Genomic DNA, 16945 nt, shown 5'->3' on the forward strand with positions numbered 1-16945 from the left:
CGTTCAGGGAATGGTTACAGCTTCGTGATGGCCGCGGTCCTCCCCCGGCATCCCCGTCCCCCTAGGGTCGGCCCCCATGACCGATGTCCAGACCGGAGACCCTCTCGTCCGCCTGTCCGGCGTCAACAAGTGGTTCGGTTCCCTGCACGTCCTGCAGGACGTCGACCTGACGATCGACCGCGGTGAGGTCGTCGTCGTCATCGGGCCGTCGGGGTCGGGCAAGTCCACCCTGTGCCGCACGATCAACCGGCTCGAGTCCATCGAGCAGGGCGAGATCACCATCGACGGCGTGAAGCTGCCCGAGGAGGGCAAGGCGCTGGCCGCGCTGCGCAGCGACGTCGGCATGGTGTTCCAGAGCTTCAACCTGTTCGCGCACAAGACCATCCTGGAGAACGTCACCCTGGGTCCGGTCAAGGTGCGCGGGAAGTCCAAGGCCGAGGCCGAGAAGCGGGCGCGCGAGCTGCTCGACCGGGTCGGCGTCGGGCACCAGGCGGACAAGGTGCCAGCCCAGCTGTCCGGCGGGCAGCAGCAGCGCGTGGCCATCGCCCGGGCCCTGGCCATGGACCCCAAGGTCATGCTCTTCGACGAGCCGACCTCCGCGCTGGACCCGGAGATGATCAACGAGGTCCTGGAGGTCATGGTCTCGCTGGCCCGGGACGGCATGACCATGGTCGTGGTCACCCACGAGATGGGCTTCGCCCGCCGCGCCGCCAACCGCGTCGTGTTCATGGACGCCGGCCGGATCGTCGAGGCGAGCGACCCCGAGACGTTCTTCACCGCCCCGAGCAGCGACCGGGCCAAGGACTTCCTCTCCAAGATCCTCAACCACTGACCCACCGCTCATCCCCGAGAGGACCCTCCATGCGCATCTCCACCCGATACGCCGCCGTGGCGCTCGCCGTCGGCGCCGTGCTCACCGGCTGTTCCAGCGAGGCCGGCGAGGCCGCGAACGACGCCGCGGAGAACACCGTCGCCGTCGAGACCGACGCGACCTTCGCCGCCGGCACCACGATGGCCCGCATCGCCGACGCCGGCGAGCTGCGCGTCGGCACCAAGATCGACCAGCCCGGCTTCGGCCTGGCGAACGCCGAGGGCACCCCCGAGGGCTTCGACGTCGAGATGGCCAAGATCATCGCTGCCAAGCTCGGCCTGTCGGAGGACCAGATCGTCTTCCAGGAGACGGTCTCGGCCAACCGCGAGCCGTTCATCCAGAACGACCAGGTCGACATCGTGGTGGCCACGTACACGATCAACGACAAGCGCAAGGAGATCGTCGACTTCGCCGGCCCGTACTACGTGGCCGGGCAGGACATCATGGTCGCCAAGGGCAACCCGGAGGGCATCACCGGGCCCGACGACCTGGCCGGCAAGACGGTCTGCTCCGTGGAGGGCTCGACGCCGGCGGAGAACATCCGGACCAACTACCCGCAGGCCCAGCTGGTGCTCTACGACGTCTACTCCAAGTGCGCCGACGACCTGCGCAACGGCAACGTCCAGGCGGTGACCACCGACAACGTGATCCTCACCGGTCTGGTCGCCGGCAGCCCGGACCAGCTCGAGCTGGTCGGCGCCCCCTTCACCGAGGAGCCGTACGGCATCGGCCTGAAGAAGGGCGACGACGACTTCCGCACCTTCATCAACGACACCCTCGAGGAGTCCTTCGAGGACGGTTCGTGGGAGCAGGCCTGGGACTCGACCGCCGGTGCCATCACCGGTGAGCCGGCCCCGGCGACGCCGACGATCGACCGCTACTGACACCAGACGTCCGGTCCGCCGGCGCCCCGTGACCGGACGCCGGCGGACGGCGCTGCCGTGAGCCGCACCGACCGAGAGGAGGCCGGGTGTCCTTCCTGGTCGACAACTTCACGCTGCTCCGCGACGGGTTCCTCACCACGCTGAGCCTGGCGCTGCTGAGCGGCCTGCTGGCCCTGCTGCTGGGCACGGTGCTCGCCGCGATGCGGGTCAGCCCGGTGCTGGCGCTGCGCGGGCTTGCCACCTTCTACGTGGAGGCCTTCCGCAACACCCCGCTGACCGTCATCTTCTTCTTCCTGGTCTTCGGCATCGTCTACATCGACCTGCAGTTCCCGACCAAGTTCGTCGCGGCGGTCGCCGCGCTGTCGCTGTACACGGCCGCCTTCGTGTGCGAGGCGGTGCGCTCGGGGATCAACTCGGTGTCCACCGGTCAGGCCGAGGCGGCCCGCGCGCTGGGCCTGGACTTCCGGCAGAGCCTGACCACGATCGTGCTGCCGCAGGCCTTCCGCACGGTGATCCCGCCGCTGGGCAACGTCTGGATCGCGCTGGCCAAGAACACCTCGATCGCGGCCGGCTTCGCCGTGACCGACCTGACCGCGGTGCTGAGCCGGCTGGCCAACGCCAACGGCGACCAGATCCTGGCCGTGTTCGCCGCGGTCGTGGCCGCCTACCTGATCATCACCTTGTCGTCCGCCTGGGGGTTCAGCGTGCTCGAGCGCAAGCTGGCGATCGTCCGATGAACGGCGCGCGCGTCCTGTTCGACGTCCCCGGCCCGCGGGCCCGGCGCCGGCAGCGCATCGGCAGCATCCTGGGTGCACTGCTGGTGCTCGGGCTCGTCGCCCTGGCCCTGTGGCGCCTGGGCAGCAACCAGCAGCTGGACCCCAACCGCTGGTCGATCCTGTTCGACCCCGCGTCCAACGTGCCGCAGCGGCTGCTGGCTGCGCTGGTGGACACGCTGCAGGTGGCGGCGGTGGGCATGGTGGCCTCGGTGGTGCTCGGTGCCCTGCTCGCCGTGGGGCGACTGTCGGACCACTGGTGGCTCCGGGTGCCGGTGACCGTGGTGATCGAGTTCTTCCGCGCGGTACCACTGCTGGTGCTGATCCTGTTCTGCTTCCTCTACCTGCCCAAGGTGGGGATCTCGACCAGCCCGTTCGGCGCCCTGGCGCTGGGCCTGACGCTCTACAACATGTCGGTGCTGGCCGAGATCTTCCGGGCCGGCATCAACTCCGTCGACCGCGGTCAGGCCGAGGCGGCCTACGGGCTGGGCATGCGCAAGTGGCAGGTGATGAGCTTCATCCTGGTGCCGCAGGCCGTGCGCCGGATGCTGCCGGTGCTGGTGGCCCAGCTCGTGGTGCTGCTCAAGGACAGCTCGCTGGGCTTCATCATCGGCTACATGGAGCTGCTGCGGACCGCGCGCAGCCTGGTGGAGTACTTCAACTCCCTCTACGGCGACACGTACACGTTCCAGCTCTACGTGGGTGCCGCGCTGATGTACATCCTGGTCAACGTGCTGCTGTCCCAGCTGGCCAAACTCGTCGAGCGCCGGACCGCGCAGAACGTCAAGACGACCGGCACGGCGCCGCTGGACGTGCCCGGTGGCGTGCCCGCGCTCACCGGGCAGGTCACTGGCACGGTCTGACCAGCGGGCCGGGTCAAGTCTGTTCATCGCAGTTCGATCACAGGGCGTGCCTTCTCGGGCGCGTCGCGTGAAGTCCGCCAGACTGGTGCGCGAGATGGACACCTTGACGCAGCCCGCCGCCCGGATCACCCTCCCGCCGTCGACCAGCCCGGTGGTGCCCTCGGGTCTGCCGGACCCGGCGCAGGACTTCGTCATGCGGCTGCGCGCCGCCGCCGGCGGGTTCGCCGCCGCGGCAGGCGCCCAGACGGCCGTCGTCCGGGAGGCGGTGCCACCGGCCCGGCACCGCCGGTCCCGCTGCCGGGTGGTGCTGCGCTTCCGCGACGGCACCGAGTCCGACGTGACGTTCCTCGGCTCCACCGGCCGTACCGCTCCCACCGTGACCAGCGCCTTCGACGCCCAGATCCAGCTGTGGCTGGCCACCGGCCAGGACCGGGACCACCGCTGGGTGGTCGCGGACCCGGAGGCCGCCGACGGCACCGCCGTCGACGTGTCGGCCTGGATGCAGTACGTCTGAGCTCCGCCGGCTGACGGTCCGACGCTCCCCCGACTGACGGTCCGACGGACCGGGAGGGCACCGCGCACCCCGGTGCCCGGTGCTCCGCGTCAGTCTGCGTCGGGGTACAGCTCGGCGTCGGCGGCCTCGCCGAGCACCTCACGGACCACCGAGGCGGCCATGCCACCGCTGTAGCCCTTGCGCGCCAGCATGCCCATCAGCCGACGGGTGGCCGTCGCCTGGTCCAGGCGCTGCATCGACCGGGCCCGCCGCCGCACCAGCTCGCGGGCGCTCGCCCGCTCGTCCTCGTCGTCGACGACGGCGACCGCCTGGGCGGCGACCTCACCGTCCACGCCCTTGGCTCGGAGCTCGGAGGTCAGCGCCCGGCGCGCCAGACCGCGCCCGGACTGCCGGGAGGACACCCAGGCCTCGGCGAAGGCCTCGTCGTCGATGAGGCCCACCTCGGTGAGCCGGTCGAGCACGGTCGCGGCGGCGTCCTCGGGGATCTCCTTGCGCGCCAGCAGCTCGGCGAGCTGCTGGCGCGTCTTCGGCGCCCCGGTCAACGCCCGGAGGCAGATGCCGCGGGCCACGGCCACCGGGTCGTCCGGAGGGCCGCCCTCCTCCGCCGCGTCGCCACCCCGGCGCCGGGACGACGACCGGCCGCCGGCGCCCCGCGCGCCGGAGCCCGAACCGCCGGAGCGGCCGCCCTCACCGAAGGAGGACCTGCCGGAGGAACCCACCGTCAGAAGTCGGTGGCGGCAGCCGGGGCGTCGGCCTCGGCCACGACACCGATGCCCAGCTTCTCCTTGATCTTCTTCTCGATCTCGTCGGCCAGGTCGGGGTTGTCCCGCAGGAAGCCGCGGGCGTTCTCCTTGCCCTGACCCAGCTGGTCGCCCTCGTACGTGTACCAGGCACCGGACTTGCGGACGATGCCCTGCTCGACGCCGACGTCGATGAGCCCACCCTCGCGACTGAAGCCCTGCCCCCAGATGAGGTCCAGCTCGGCCTGCTTGAACGGCGCGGCCACCTTGTTCTTGACGACCTTGACCCGCACCCGGCTGCCGACCGCGTCGGTGCCCTGCTTGAGGGTCTCGATGCGGCGCACGTCCAGACGGACCGAGGAGTAGAACTTCAGCGCGCGGCCACCGGTGGTGACCTCGGGCGAGCCGTAGACGACGCCGACCTTCTCCCGCAGCTGGTTGATGAAGATCATCGTGGTGCCGGAGTTGCTCAACGCGCCGGTGATCTTGCGCAGCGCCTGGCTCATCAGCCGGGCCTGCAGACCGACGTGGCTGTCACCCATCTCGCCCTCGATCTCCGCGCGCGGCACGAGCGCGGCCACCGAGTCGATGACGATGATGTCCAGCGCGCCGGAGCGGATCAGCATGTCGGCGATCTCCAGCGCCTGCTCACCGGTGTCGGGCTGGCTGACCAGCAGCGCGTCGGTGTCGACACCGATGGCGCGAGCGTAGTCGGGGTCCAGGGCGTGCTCGGCGTCGACGAACGCCGCGATGCCGCCGTTGGCCTGCGCGTTGGCGACCGCGTGCAGGGCCACCGTCGTCTTGCCCGAGGCTTCCGGGCCGTAGACCTCGATCACCCGGCCGCGCGGCAGGCCGCCGATGCCGAGGGCGATGTCCAGGGAGATCGAGCCGGTCGGGATGACCTTCATCGCGACCTCCGGGCTGTCGCCCAGGCGCATGACGGAGCCCTTGCCGAACTGCTTGTCGATCTGGGCGAGGGCCATGTCGAGGGCCTTGTCGCGATCGAGCGTTGCCATCGTGTCCACCTTCTGGGTCGCTGTGCGGGTCGGGTCCGACGCTAGGGCGGGGGTACGACAGTTCCGAGGGGTGCGGCCCATCTGTGGACGGACGCCCGGCCTGTGGACACCCACGCTATGCCGAACACGTGTTCGACTGCCACCCCGACACGCCGGGACGTGCGTCCACGGCGCCCGCCGGCCGGAAGAGGCAGCTCAGCGGTCCTTGACGGGCACGTCGTAGGCCTCGCAGATCGCCAGCCACACGCGGCGCACCGGCAGCCCGGCGTTGATGGCGTCCAGCGCCGTCCGGCCACCGAGCGGGGCGAACACGTGGTCCCGGGTCACGCTCTGCGAGCGCACCGGGCCGAACTGCTGCTCCATCCGTCGCCAGAACTCCTGCAGTCGCACACCCGCGACGGTACCCAGCCCCGGGCGGCGGCTGCCGTGCGGCGTACCGCGCTCCTAGGCTGGCGGCATGTTCCCCAGCACCGGGTCGGGCACGTGGGACACCGTCCTGCAGCTCGCGATCGCCGCCGCGCTCGTCGTCTCCCTGGTCCTGCTCTACCGCGACTTCCGCGGCCGGGGGCCGCGCGGCTGAGCAGCGTCACCCCGGGTGGGCGGCGCCCCGTCGCCCGAGCAGCCGCACCGCACCCAGCGGGAGCACCAGCGCCGCGCTGACCACGGCGACCAGGCCGAACCCGCCGAGGGCCAGCAGCGGCCCGCCGACCGCGCCGGCGCAGGCGGCACCCAGGCCCATCAGCAGGTCGGTGCCGCCCTGGGCGGCGGGGCGCAGGTCGGTGCCGACGGCCTCGGTCACCATGGTGGAGCCGGCCACCAGCCCGCACGACCAGCCCAGCCCGAGCAGGAACAGGCCCACGCCGAGCTGGGTCGCCTGCTCGGGTGCCGCCGTCCCGGCGACCAGGGCAGCCGCCAGCAGCAGGACGCCGCCGAGGGCCACGGTCCGCTCGCGCCCGGCCCGGTCGGCCAGCCAGCCGACGACCGGGGAGAACAGGTACATGCCGGCGACGTGCACGCTGATCACCAGGCCGATCACCCGGAGCGTGGCGCCCTCGGACCCGCCCGCGTGCCCCATGTGCACCGGGGTCATCACCATCAGACCGACCATCACCGCGTGCGACACCACCACCGCGGTGAGGCCCAGCCGCCCGCCGGGCACCGCCCACACCGCCCGCAGCGCCGCACCCGTGCCCGTGCGCACCAGCGCCGCCGGGCCCGCGGTGGCACCGGCCGAGATCCGGCGGGCCAGCAGCAGCGGGTCCGGCCGCAGCAGCACCCACACCCCGGCCGCGACCACGGTGAAGACCGCCGCCGACAGCGCGAAGGCACCTCCCAGGGACGGCAGCCCCAGTGCTGCACCGAGGTCGTTGCCCGGGCCGGCGAGGTTCGGGCCCACCACCGAGCCGACCGTCGTCGCCCACACCACCAGCGACAGCGCCCGGCCGCGCTGCGCGGGCTCGGCGAGGTCCGCGGCGGCGTAGCGGGCCTGCAGCCCGCAGGTGGTCGCGGCCCCGAACGCGAACAGCCCCACCAGCAGCAACGCCAGGGACGAGATCGCCGCCGCCAGGACGGCCAGCCCGGCCCCCAGCACGGCGACCAGGTACCCGACCGCCAGACCCGCGCGCCGCCCGCCCCGCTCGCTGAGCCGGGCCAGCGGGACGGCGATCAGCGCCGCGCCCAGCACGCCGGCGGTCTGCCCCAGCCCGGCGGCGGCATCGCTGCCGGCCACCTCCCGGGCCAGCAGCCCGCCCACCGTGATGCCCACCGTCACACCCAGCCCGCCCAGGGTGACGGCACCGGAGAGCACACCCAGCGTGCGCCTCTGGACGGCGGCCTGGTCGACGGTCGGCGCGGTGGCTCGGGTCACCGGGGGATTGTGTCGGACCCGGGGCCCCGGCGGGGCCCCGGCGCGGCGACCCGGCCCACCGGTGCGGCCGCCGGACGCGGCCCACCGGTCTGCCAGCGGGTCAGCGCACCCGCACCGACCCGGACAGCCGCACGTCGTCGGAGGCAGACCCGACCAGCACCGGGCGGGTGCCGACGGCGCGCACCCAGCGGTCCCGGTCGGCGTCCCAGATCGAGAGCTGGCGCTCGTCGACCTCGACGGTGACCCGCTGCTCCTCCCCCGGGGCGAGGATGACCCGGGAGAAGCCGGCCAGCTGGAGCGCCGGCACGCCGGCCGCGGTCCCCGCGCCCAGGTACACCTGCGGCACCTCGCTGCCGGTCACCGCGCCGGTGTTGCGCACCGAGACCGACACCTGCACGCCGTCGCCGCTGGTCCTGGTGCGCAGCCGGGAGTACTCGAAGGAGGTGTAGCTCAGGCCGTGGCCGAAGGCGAACAGCGGCTCGGTGCCCGTCGCCTCGTACCAGCGGTAGCCGACGTCACTGCCCTCGGTGTAGGTCTGCACCTCCGGGTCCGGGTCGTCGTCGGTGCTCAGCCCCGGGTAGTTCGCCGGGTCGCCGACCGGGGTCGCGTCCTCCGCGGCCGGGAACGTCACCGGGAGCTTGCCGCCGGGGTTGGCCGCGCCGGTGAGCAGGTCCACGGTCGCCTCCGCGCCCTCCTGGCCCGAGTACCAGGTCTGCAGCACCGCCCGGACGTCGTCCAGCCAGGGCATCAGGACCGGGTCGCCGGTGTTCAGCACGACGACGGTGTCCGGGTTGGCCTGCGCCACGGCAGCGACCAGCTCGTCCTGGTAGCCCGGCAGCGACAGGCTGGAGCGGTCCTCGCCCTCGGTGCCCTCGTTGTAGGCGAACACCACCGCCACCCGGGCGTCCGCGGCGGCCCGCGCGGCCTCGGCGAGGCGCTCGGCCCGCAGCTCCGGCGTCGTCCAGGCCAGGCGCAGCTGCAGCGGCTGCTCGACCGACGGGGAGCAGGCGGCCGACCCGTCGGCAACGGGGGTGTCACAGCTCAGCGTCAGCGTGACCTGCTCGCCGGCGGCGAGCTCGACGGTGTGGCTGTCGTTGGTCCGCCCGTCGGCGGTCGCGATCAGGCTGCCCCCGGCCGCGCCGAAGCGGCTCACCGTCGACGCCTCGGCGCCGGTACCCGGCGCGCCCTCGACGTCCAGCCGCGCACCGGGGCCGGTGGTCTGGACCGAGAACGTGTACGCACCGGCGGTCGGCGCCGTGACGGTGACGGTCTGGGTCACCGGGGCGGTGTAGGTGCCGTCGATGCTGGCGCCGGTGTCCAGCCGGTCACCGGGCACGACCACACCGTCGAGCTCCTCGCCCGTCGCCCAGGAGACGCCGGCCCCCCGGCCGCCCAGCACGTCGACCGTGCTGTCGACGGCCCCGTCGTCCGGGGTGACCCGGGCGCTGCCACCGCCGCCGATCAGCGGGACCTGCGCGGTCGGGCCGATCAGCGCGACGTCGGCGAGGTCGTCGTCGGCCAGCGGCAGGACGCCGTCGTTGGCCAGCAGCACCGCGCCGTCCACGGCGATCCGGTGGGCGACCTCGGCGTTGGCCTCGGTGGCCCGCTCCGGGGTCACGTCCGCCTCGTCGAGCAGGCCCACCTCGTCCATCGCGGTGAGCACGCCGGTCACCGCCCGGTCCAGCGCCGCGGCCACGGCCGGGGTCAGGTCACCGGTGTCCACCACGCCGTTGCCGTCGACGTCCCGGGCCAGGTCGGTGAAGGCCGCGGTCGCCCGGGGCATCTCGACGTCCAGCCCGGCCTCCAGCGACCCCGGTCCGTGCGTGGCCACCCAGTCGGTCATCACCAGGCCGTCGAAGCCCCACTCCTCGCGGAGCACGCCGGTGAGCAGCTCGGCGCTGTCGCAGGCCTGGACGCCGTCGACCTTGTTGTAGGCGCACATCACCGCGCTGATGCCGGCGTCGACCACGGCCTCGAACGCGGCCAGCTCCGTCTCGCGCAGCGCCTTCTCGGTGACCCGGACGTCGATGCCCCGCCGGCCGGCCTCCTGGTTGTTGGCCGCGTAGTGCTTGGCGGTGGCGATCACGCCGTTGTCCTGGACGGCCGACACCTGGGGCGCGGCGAGCTGCGCGCTGAGCAGCGGGTCCTCGCTCAGCGTCTCGAAGTTCCGCCCGGCGTAGGGCGTGCGCACCAGGTTCATCATCGGTGCCAGCAGCACCTCCATGTCCAGCGCGTCGGCCTCCTGGCCGAGCACGCCGCCGTAGGCCGACGCTGACGCCGGGTCGAAGGTGGCGCCGAGGGCGACCGGGGCCGGCAGCGCCGTGGCCGGCCGGTCGGCGCGGACCCCGGAGGGCCCGTCGGCCATGTCCAGCCCGGGGACGCCGAGCCGCGGCACCCCGGGGACCGAGCCCGCCGCACCGCCGCTGCCGGGGACCCCGCCGAGCATGCCGAACTTCTCCGGGACGGTCATCAGGGCGACCAGCTCGGCGATCCGCGGGTCCACGCCCGGGCGGCCCCCGGGTGTCGCCGTGGCAGGGGCGGCCGCTCCGGCCACCACCACCGCGGTGGCCACGACGGCCACCCCCGCGCGCAGACGTCGGTGCTCGTGCCGACCCATGGGGTGCCCCTCCCGGCTCCCGGGGCGACGACGCTGCCGGCCCGGCTCTCACCAGGAGACAAACAGCCGCACAGCCGGCGCACAACTCGAGTCGGCGACCGTCGGCGGCGTCCCGCGGCTCAGAGCCCCATGGACCGGCCGATGATCTCCTTCATGATCTCGTTGGTGCCGCCGTAGATCGACTGCACCCGGGCGTCCCGCCACGCCTTGGAGACCGGGTACTCGGTCATGTAGCCGTAGCCGCCGTGCAGCTGCAGGCAACGGTCGGCGACCTTGTTCTGCAGGTCGCTGGCCCAGTACTTGGCCATCGCGGCGTCGGTGGCGGTGAGCGTGCTGGCGTTCAGCTGGCGGATGCACTCGTCCACGAACGTCCGGGCGATCGTCACCTCGGTCTGCAGCTCGGCCAGGGTGAACCGGCTGTGCTGGAAGCTGCCGACCGGCTGCCCGAACGCCGTCCGGCCGGTGACGTACTCCAGCGTCTGGGCCAGCACCGTCTCCGCCGCCGCCACCGCGGTGACCGCGATCGACAGCCGCTCCTGCGGCAGGTTGTGCATCAGGTGCCGGAAGCCGCCGTGCTCGGTGCCCAGCACGTTGGCCGACGGCACCCGGACGGCGTCGAAGAACAGCTCCGCGGTGTCCTGGGCCTTGAGGCCCACCTTGTCCAGGTTGCGCCCGCGGGTGAAGCCGGGCATGCCCCGCTCCACCACGAACAGGGTGATGCCCTTGGACGCCGGGCCCTCGGTGGTCGTGCGGGCCACGACGATGACCAGGTCGGCGTTGATGCCGTTGGTGATGAACGTCTTGGCGCCGGTCAGCACCCAGTCGTCGCCGTCCCGGGTGGCCGAGGTCCGGATGCCCTGCAGGTCGCTGCCGGTGCCGGGCTCGGTCATGGCGATCGCGGTGATCAGCTCGCCGGAGCAGAAGCCGGGTAGCCAGCGCTCCTGCTGCTCGGGGGTGGCCAGGTCGCGCAGGTAGGGCGCGATGACGTCGTTCTGCAGGGTGAAGCCCGGGCCGGTGGCGCCGATCCGGGCCAGCTCCTCGTCCAGGACGGCGTTGTACCGGAAGTCGCGCACCCCGCCGCCGCCGAACCGCTCGTCGACGTCCATGGCGAGCAGGCCCTGCGCCCCGGCCGCGGTCCAGACCTCGCGCGGCACGATCCCGGCCGCCTCCCACTCGTGCTGGGCGGGGGCGATCTCCTTCTCGCAGAACGTGCGCACGGCACCGCGGAAGTCGTCGTGCTCGGTCTCGTACAGGCTGCGCTGCATGGCCGTCATGATGGCCCACGGTCAGCGCTGACCGCTACCGTCCGGGACGGCGGTCTCCAGCGAACTGTCGGTGGGCTGTGGACACTGGGTCCCATGTCCGCCCTCGACCGGTTCTCCGCGCCCACGCAGGCGTGGTTCACCGGCGCGTTCGACCGGCCCACGGCGGCGCAGGAGGGCGCCTGGGACGCGATCAGCAGCGGCCAGCACGCGCTGGTCGTGGCGCCCACCGGCTCGGGCAAGACGCTGGCGGCGTTCCTGTGGTCGCTGGACCGGCTGGCCGCGTCCCCCCCGGCCGAGGTGCAGACCCGCTGCCGGGTGCTCTACGTGTCCCCGCTCAAGGCCCTGGCCGTCGACGTCGAGCGCAACCTGCGGGCCCCGCTGACCGGCATCGGGCAGGCCGCGGCCCGGCTGGGCCTGCCGCGGCCGGAGATCCAGGTGGGCATCCGCTCCGGCGACACCCCGGCCGACGAGCGGCGCGCCTTCGCCCGCCGGCCCCCGGACATCCTGATCACCACGCCCGAGTCGCTGTTCCTGCTGCTCACCAGCCAGGCTCGGGAGTCGCTGCGCGGCGTGGAGACGGTGATCATCGACGAGGTGCACGCCGTCTGCGGCAGCAAGCGCGGCGCGCACATGGCCGTCTCGCTCGACCGGCTCGACGAGCTGCTGGAGCGCCCGGCGCAGCGGATCGGGCTCTCGGCCACGGTGCGCCCGATCGAGGAGGTGGCCACCTTCCTCGCCGGCGGGCGGCCCGTGCAGGTGGTCTCCCCGCCGTCGACCAAGCAGTGGGACCTGTCGGTCGTCGTCCCGGTCGAGGACATGAGCTCCCTCGGCCAGCCCACCGGTGAGCTGGAGGGCTCGGCCGCCGGCGCCCAGCCGCGCAGCTCGATCTGGCCGGCGGTCGAGGAGCGGGTGCTCGACCTCGTCCAGGCGCACCGCAGCACCATCGTGTTCGCCAACTCCCGGCGGCTGGCCGAGCGGCTCACCAGCCGGCTCAACGAGCTGGCCTACGAGCGGGCCACCGGGGAGCCGGTGCCCCCCGGCTCCACCCCCGCCCAGCTGATGGCCCAGGCCGGCGCCGGGGGCGGCACCCCGTCGGACTTCCAGCCGGTGGCCTCCGCGCACCACGGGTCGGTGTCCCGGGAGCAGCGCGCCGTCGTCGAGGAGGCGCTGAAGTCCGGCCGGCTGCCGGCGGTGGTCGCCACATCGTCGCTGGAGCTGGGCATCGACATGGGCGCGGTCGACCTGGTCGTGCAGGTCGAGTCCCCGCCCACGGTGGCCGCCGGCCTGCAGCGGGTGGGCCGCGCCGGGCACCAGGTGGGTGCCGTCAGCCGCGGGGTGCTGTTCCCGAAGTTCCGCGGCGACCTGGTGCAGAGCGCGGTGGTCGCCGAGCGGATGAAGGCCGGCGCCATCGAGTCGCTGCGCTACCTGCGCAACCCGCTCGACGTGCTGGCCCAGCAGCTCGTGGCGATGGTCTCCGAGCGGCCCCGCACCGTCGAGGACGTCGCGGCCGTGCTGCGCCGGTCGGCGGCGTTCGCCGGCCTGCCGGACACCGCGCTGCACGCCGTGCTGGACATGCTGGCCGGCCGCTACCCCTCCGACGCGTTCGCCGAGCTGCGGCCCCGGCTGACCTGGGACCGGGTCACCGACACCCTCACCGCCCGCAACGGGGCCCAGCGGCTGGCGGTCACCAGCGGCGGCACCATCCCCGACCGCGGGCTGTTCGGCGTCTTCATCGTCTCGGGCGGGAGCGACGGCGGCGGGCGCCGCGTCGGTGAGCTCGACGAGGAGATGGTCTACGAGTCCCGGGTGGGCGACGTCTTCCTGCTGGGCTCGTCCTCCTGGCGGATCGAGGAGATCACCCACGACCGCGTGCTGGTCACCCCGGCGCCGGGTCAGCCCGGCAAGATGCCGTTCTGGCACGGCGACAGCCTGGGCCGCCCGCTGGAGCTCGGCCGGGCGCTCGGCGCCTTCCTGCGCGAGGTCGGTTCGGCCACCCCCGAGGCCGGGTTGGAGCGGGCCCGCGCGGCCGGCCTGGACGAGTGGGGCGCGGCCAACCTGCTCGCCTACCTGACCGAGCAGAAGGCGGCCACCGGCCACCTGCCCGACGACCGCACCCTGCTGGTCGAGCGGTTCCGGGACGAGCTGGGCGACTGGCGGCTGGTCGTGCACTCCCCCTTCGGCGCCCAGGTCAACGCGCCGTGGGCGCTGGTGCTCGCCGCCCGGCTGCGCGAGCGCTACGGGGTCGACGTCGCCTCCATGCACTCCGACGACGGCATCGTGCTGCGCCTGCCGGACACCACCGGCGAGGCACCCGAGGCCGACCTGGCGATCCTCGACCCGGACGACGTGGAGCGCGACGTCACCGCCGAGGTCGGCAACTCCGCCCTGTTCGCCAGCCGCTTCCGGGAGTGCGCCGCGCGGGCGCTGCTGCTGCCCCGCCGCGACCCCCGGCGGCGCACCCCGCTGTGGCAGCAGCGGCAGCGGGCGGCGCAGCTGCTGGCGGTGGCCAGCGAGTTCTCCTCCTTCCCGATCACCCTGGAGGCGGTGCGGGAGGTGCTGCAGGACGTCTACGACGTGCCGGGCCTCGTCGAGCTGATGCGCGACGTGCGCGCCCGGCGGGTGCGGGTGGCCGACGTGCAGACGCAGAGCGCCTCCCCGTTCGCCCAGTCGCTGCTGTTCGGCTACGTCGGGCAGTTCATCTACGAGGGCGACGCGCCGCTGGCCGAGCGCCGGGCGCAGGCGCTGGCCCTGGACACCGGGCTGCTCGCCGAGCTGCTGGGCCGCTCCGAGCTGCGCGAGCTGCTGGACGCCGAGGCGCTGGCCGAGATCGAGGCCGAGCTGCAGCGGCTGCCCACCGTGCGCCACCCCCGCGACATGGACGGCGGGGCGGACGTGCTGCGGGTGATCGGCGACCTGACCCCGGCCGAGGCCGCGGCCCGCGGGGTGCCGCAGGAGTGGCTGGACGAGCTGGTCGCCTCCCGCCGCGCGCTGGTGGTGCGGATCGCCGGGGAGTCCCGGCACGTGGCCATCGAGGACGCCGGCCGGCTGCGCGACGCCCTGGGCACGGCGCTGCCCGTGGGCGTGCCGGAGGTGTTCACCGAGCCGGTCGGCGACCCGCTGGGTGACCTGGTCGGCCGGTATGCCCGCACGCACGGGCCGTTCGTGCCCGCGGAGGTCGCCACCCGGCTCGGGCTGGGCATCGCCGTGGTCGCCGCCACGCTGCAGCGGCTGGTGGGCACCGGCCGGCTGGTCACCGGGGAGTTCCGCCCCGGCGGCACCGGCCAGGAGTGGTGCGACGCGGAGGTGCTGCGGTCGATCCGCCGGCGCAGCCTGGCCAAGCTCCGCCAGGAGGTGGAGCCGGTGCCGATCGACACGCTGGCCCGGTTCACGCCGTCCTGGCAGTCGGTCGGCGGCCGGCTGCGCGGCGTGGACGGCGTGCTGGCCGTCGTCGAGCAGCTGGCCGGCGCCCTGGTGCCCGCCAGCGCGCTGGAGACGCTGGTGCTGCCGTCCCGGGTCCGGGACTACCAGCCGGCCATGCTCGACGAGCTGACCAGCGCCGGCGAGGTGCTGTGGGCCGGCGCGGGCGGGCTGTCCGGCGGCGACGGCTGGCTCACCCTGGTCCCGGCCGACCTGGCGCCGGTGCTGCTGCCCGAGCCGCCGGCCGGCGCCCAGGACGAGGGCGGGATCGCCTCGCTGGTGCTCGAGCAGCTGGCCGGCGGTCAGGCGCTGTTCTTCCGCGGCCTGTCCGACCGGGTCGGCGCGACCGACGACCAGGCCTTCGCCGAGGTGGTCTGGGACCTCGTCTGGGCCGGCCGGCTGACCAACGACACCCTCGCCCCGCTGCGGGCCCGGCTCTCCGGCGGCGGCACGCACAAGAAGCAGGCGGCTCCGCCCCGGGCCCGGCTGGACCGCACCCGCTACGGCCGCACCCGGCTGGGGCGCCCGGCGATGCCCTCGCGCACCGGGCCGCCGATGGTGGCCGGGCGCTGGTCCCGGCTGCCCGACCTGGAGGGCGGTGACCGGGCGGGGGCCACGAAGCGCACCACGTCCCGCACCGAGGCCCTGCTGGAGCGGCACGGGGTGCTGACCCGTGGCGCGGTGATGGCCGAGCAGGTGGTCGGCGGGTTCTCCGCGGTCTACCCGGTGCTGCGTGCCTACGAGGAGAACGGCCGGGCCCGGCGCGGCTACTTCGTGGAGACCCTGGGCGCCGCCCAGTTCGGCACCGTGGGCGCCATCGACCGGCTCCGCAGCTTCGCCAGCCCCGACCGCACGCCCACCGGCCCCGTGGTGCTCGCCGCCACCGACCCGGCCAACGTCTACGGCGCTGCCCTGCCCTGGCCCGACCGGGCAGCCGGCGGCGCCGACGCCGACCCGGTCGACGAGCCGGCCGGGTCAGCGAGCGCCGTGGACATCGGGGAGGGCACCGGCCGCCGCAAGGGGCCGGCCGGGCACCGCGCCGGGCGCAAGGCCGGCGCCCTCGTGGTCCTGGTCGACGGTCAGCTGGTGCTCTACGTCGAGCGCGGCGGCAAGACGCTGCTGTCCTGGACGGAGGACGAGACCACGCTCAAGGAGGCCGCCACCGCGCTGTCCACCGCGGCGGCAGCCGGGGCGCTCGGCCGGATGGTGGTGCAGAAGGCCGACGGCGCCTCGGTGCACGAGAGCACGCCCCTGTCGGCCGCGCTGCAGGCCGCCGGGTTCAGCGCCACACCCCGCGGGCTGCGCCTGCGCAGCTGATCGGTCGACGGCCGTGGCCCGGTGCCAGGTGTCCGGGCGGCCGGCGGTCGGTGCTCACGGCCCGGCGTCCCAGAGCAGCCGGTAGTACGCCGTGCGAACCGGGTCCGGCGCGATCCCGTAGGCCTCCAGCAGCGGCTCCTCCCAGCCGTGACCGAAGTTCCACTGCGTGCTCCACGTGGCCACGGCCAGGTCGGCCCACCGGTCGGCGACCCCCATGCCCCCCAGGTCGACATGACCGGTCCAGGCCCCGTCGTCGGTGAGCAGCGTGTTGGGTGCGCACGCGTCGCCGTGACAGACCACGAGCTGGTCGACGTCAGGGACGTCGTCCAGGCGGGCCAGCACCTCGGCGGCCGACAGGTCGGCGTGCTCCGGGGCTCCGGGCCGCGCCGACGTGCGAGCCCGGTCGCGCGCGAGGGCCACACGGTGCGGCGCCGACCACGTGAACGGGCAGCCACTGACCGGCAGGGCGTCGTGCAACGCCCGCAGCCCGGCCCCGACCGCCCGGACCGCCGGACGCGGGTCACCCAGCCACCGTGGGTCCACCGCGCTCCGGCCGGGCAGTCCGGCGGTCACCATCCACTCACCGTCGACGTCGGCACCGCTCGCCAGGACGGTGGGCACCGGGCTGTACCGCGCGGCCCAGCGCAGCCGGACCGCCTCGCGGCCCAGGCCCGGTCCGGTGCCGGCCGGACTCCACTTCACGAACCGGCGGGCGGGACCGTCCCCGAGCTGCCAGGTCAGCCCACCGAGCTCGTTGCGCCACACAGGGACCAGCGGCGCGTTCGCGAGCCCGGCCACAGC

At 74.1% G+C, this 16945-nt stretch carries 14 protein-coding genes; 7 read left to right on the forward strand and 7 right to left on the reverse strand.

Annotation, left to right across the window (positions count from 1 at the left end):
• The first annotated feature begins 76 nt into the window (after positions 1–76).
• The 5 genes from G1H19_RS19455 to G1H19_RS19475 all read left to right on the forward strand — a co-directional run bounded on the left by G1H19_RS19455 (position 77) and on the right by G1H19_RS19475 (position 3905).
• Entirely contained in the window at positions 77–832 is a 756-nt protein-coding gene (locus G1H19_RS19455) for an amino acid ABC transporter ATP-binding protein (protein ID WP_152727255.1), read from the forward strand.
• Between the two features lie 29 nt (positions 833–861).
• Complete coding sequence (locus G1H19_RS19460) at positions 862–1755, forward strand: glutamate ABC transporter substrate-binding protein (protein WP_152727254.1); 894 nt, start codon at positions 862–864, stop codon at positions 1753–1755.
• A gap of 86 nt (positions 1756–1841) precedes the next feature.
• Positions 1842–2492, forward strand: coding sequence for an amino acid ABC transporter permease (locus tag G1H19_RS19465; protein WP_162393659.1), 651 nt, complete (start codon positions 1842–1844; stop codon positions 2490–2492).
• On the forward strand, positions 2489–3391 hold the full coding sequence (locus G1H19_RS19470) for an amino acid ABC transporter permease (RefSeq protein ID WP_152727253.1): 903 nt from the start codon (positions 2489–2491) through the stop codon (positions 3389–3391). The genes G1H19_RS19465 and G1H19_RS19470 overlap by 4 nt, the downstream gene beginning before the upstream one ends.
• A gap of 94 nt (positions 3392–3485) precedes the next feature.
• The gene (locus G1H19_RS19475; RefSeq protein ID WP_152727252.1) at positions 3486–3905 is read left to right on the forward strand and encodes a hypothetical protein; all 420 of its coding nucleotides are present in this window, start codon (positions 3486–3488) and stop codon (positions 3903–3905) included.
• 89 nt (positions 3906–3994) lie between these two features.
• Here G1H19_RS19475 and G1H19_RS19480 read toward each other — a convergent pair whose 3' ends face one another.
• The 3 genes from G1H19_RS19480 to G1H19_RS19490 all read right to left on the reverse strand — a co-directional run bounded on the left by G1H19_RS19480 (position 3995) and on the right by G1H19_RS19490 (position 6051).
• A complete protein-coding gene (locus G1H19_RS19480) occupies positions 3995–4480 on the reverse strand; it encodes a regulatory protein RecX (protein ID WP_235928469.1) in 486 nt (161 codons plus the stop codon).
• A 146-nt stretch (positions 4481–4626) separates the two neighbouring features.
• Positions 4627–5661 (reverse strand): recombinase RecA, encoded by a 1035-nt coding sequence (gene recA / locus G1H19_RS19485; protein WP_152727250.1) that lies wholly within the window; start codon positions 5659–5661, stop codon positions 4627–4629.
• A gap of 195 nt (positions 5662–5856) precedes the next feature.
• Positions 5857–6051, reverse strand: a complete 195-nt coding sequence (locus G1H19_RS19490; protein WP_162393657.1) for a DUF3046 domain-containing protein — start codon at positions 6049–6051, stop codon at positions 5857–5859.
• Between the two features lie 67 nt (positions 6052–6118).
• Between G1H19_RS19490 and G1H19_RS24200 the strand changes: the two genes are divergently transcribed.
• On the forward strand, positions 6119–6241 hold the full coding sequence (locus tag G1H19_RS24200) for a hypothetical protein (RefSeq protein WP_268895437.1): 123 nt from the start codon (positions 6119–6121) through the stop codon (positions 6239–6241).
• 6 nt (positions 6242–6247) lie between these two features.
• Here G1H19_RS24200 and G1H19_RS19495 read toward each other — a convergent pair whose 3' ends face one another.
• The 3 genes from G1H19_RS19495 to G1H19_RS19505 form a co-directional block, all read right to left on the reverse strand.
• Entirely contained in the window at positions 6248–7528 is a 1281-nt protein-coding gene (locus G1H19_RS19495; RefSeq protein ID WP_162393656.1) for an MFS transporter, read from the reverse strand.
• Between the two features lie 100 nt (positions 7529–7628).
• Positions 7629–10100 carry a beta-glucosidase family protein gene (locus tag G1H19_RS19500; RefSeq protein WP_162393655.1) on the reverse strand — a complete coding sequence of 824 codons (2472 nt, stop codon included), beginning with the start codon at positions 10098–10100 and terminating at the stop codon, positions 7629–7631.
• Between the two features lie 164 nt (positions 10101–10264).
• Positions 10265–11410 (reverse strand): acyl-CoA dehydrogenase family protein, encoded by a 1146-nt coding sequence (locus G1H19_RS19505; RefSeq protein WP_152727248.1) that lies wholly within the window; start codon positions 11408–11410, stop codon positions 10265–10267.
• Positions 11411–11503: 93 nt separating this feature from the next.
• Here G1H19_RS19505 and G1H19_RS19510 point away from each other — a divergent pair, with 93 nt between their 5' ends.
• Complete coding sequence (locus tag G1H19_RS19510; RefSeq protein ID WP_152727247.1) at positions 11504–16144, forward strand: ATP-dependent helicase; 4641 nt, start codon at positions 11504–11506, stop codon at positions 16142–16144.
• Positions 16145–16198: 54 nt separating this feature from the next.
• On the opposite strand, the gene G1H19_RS19515 is transcribed toward G1H19_RS19510, so the two are convergent.
• Positions 16199–16942, reverse strand: coding sequence for an aminoglycoside 3'-phosphotransferase (locus G1H19_RS19515; protein ID WP_202926032.1), 744 nt, complete (start codon positions 16940–16942; stop codon positions 16199–16201).
• Positions 16943–16945 lie beyond the last annotated feature (3 nt).

This window comes from Goekera deserti (assembly GCF_010685995.1).
GTDB classification, from domain to species: Bacteria; Actinomycetota; Actinomycetes; order Mycobacteriales; family Geodermatophilaceae; genus Goekera; species Goekera deserti.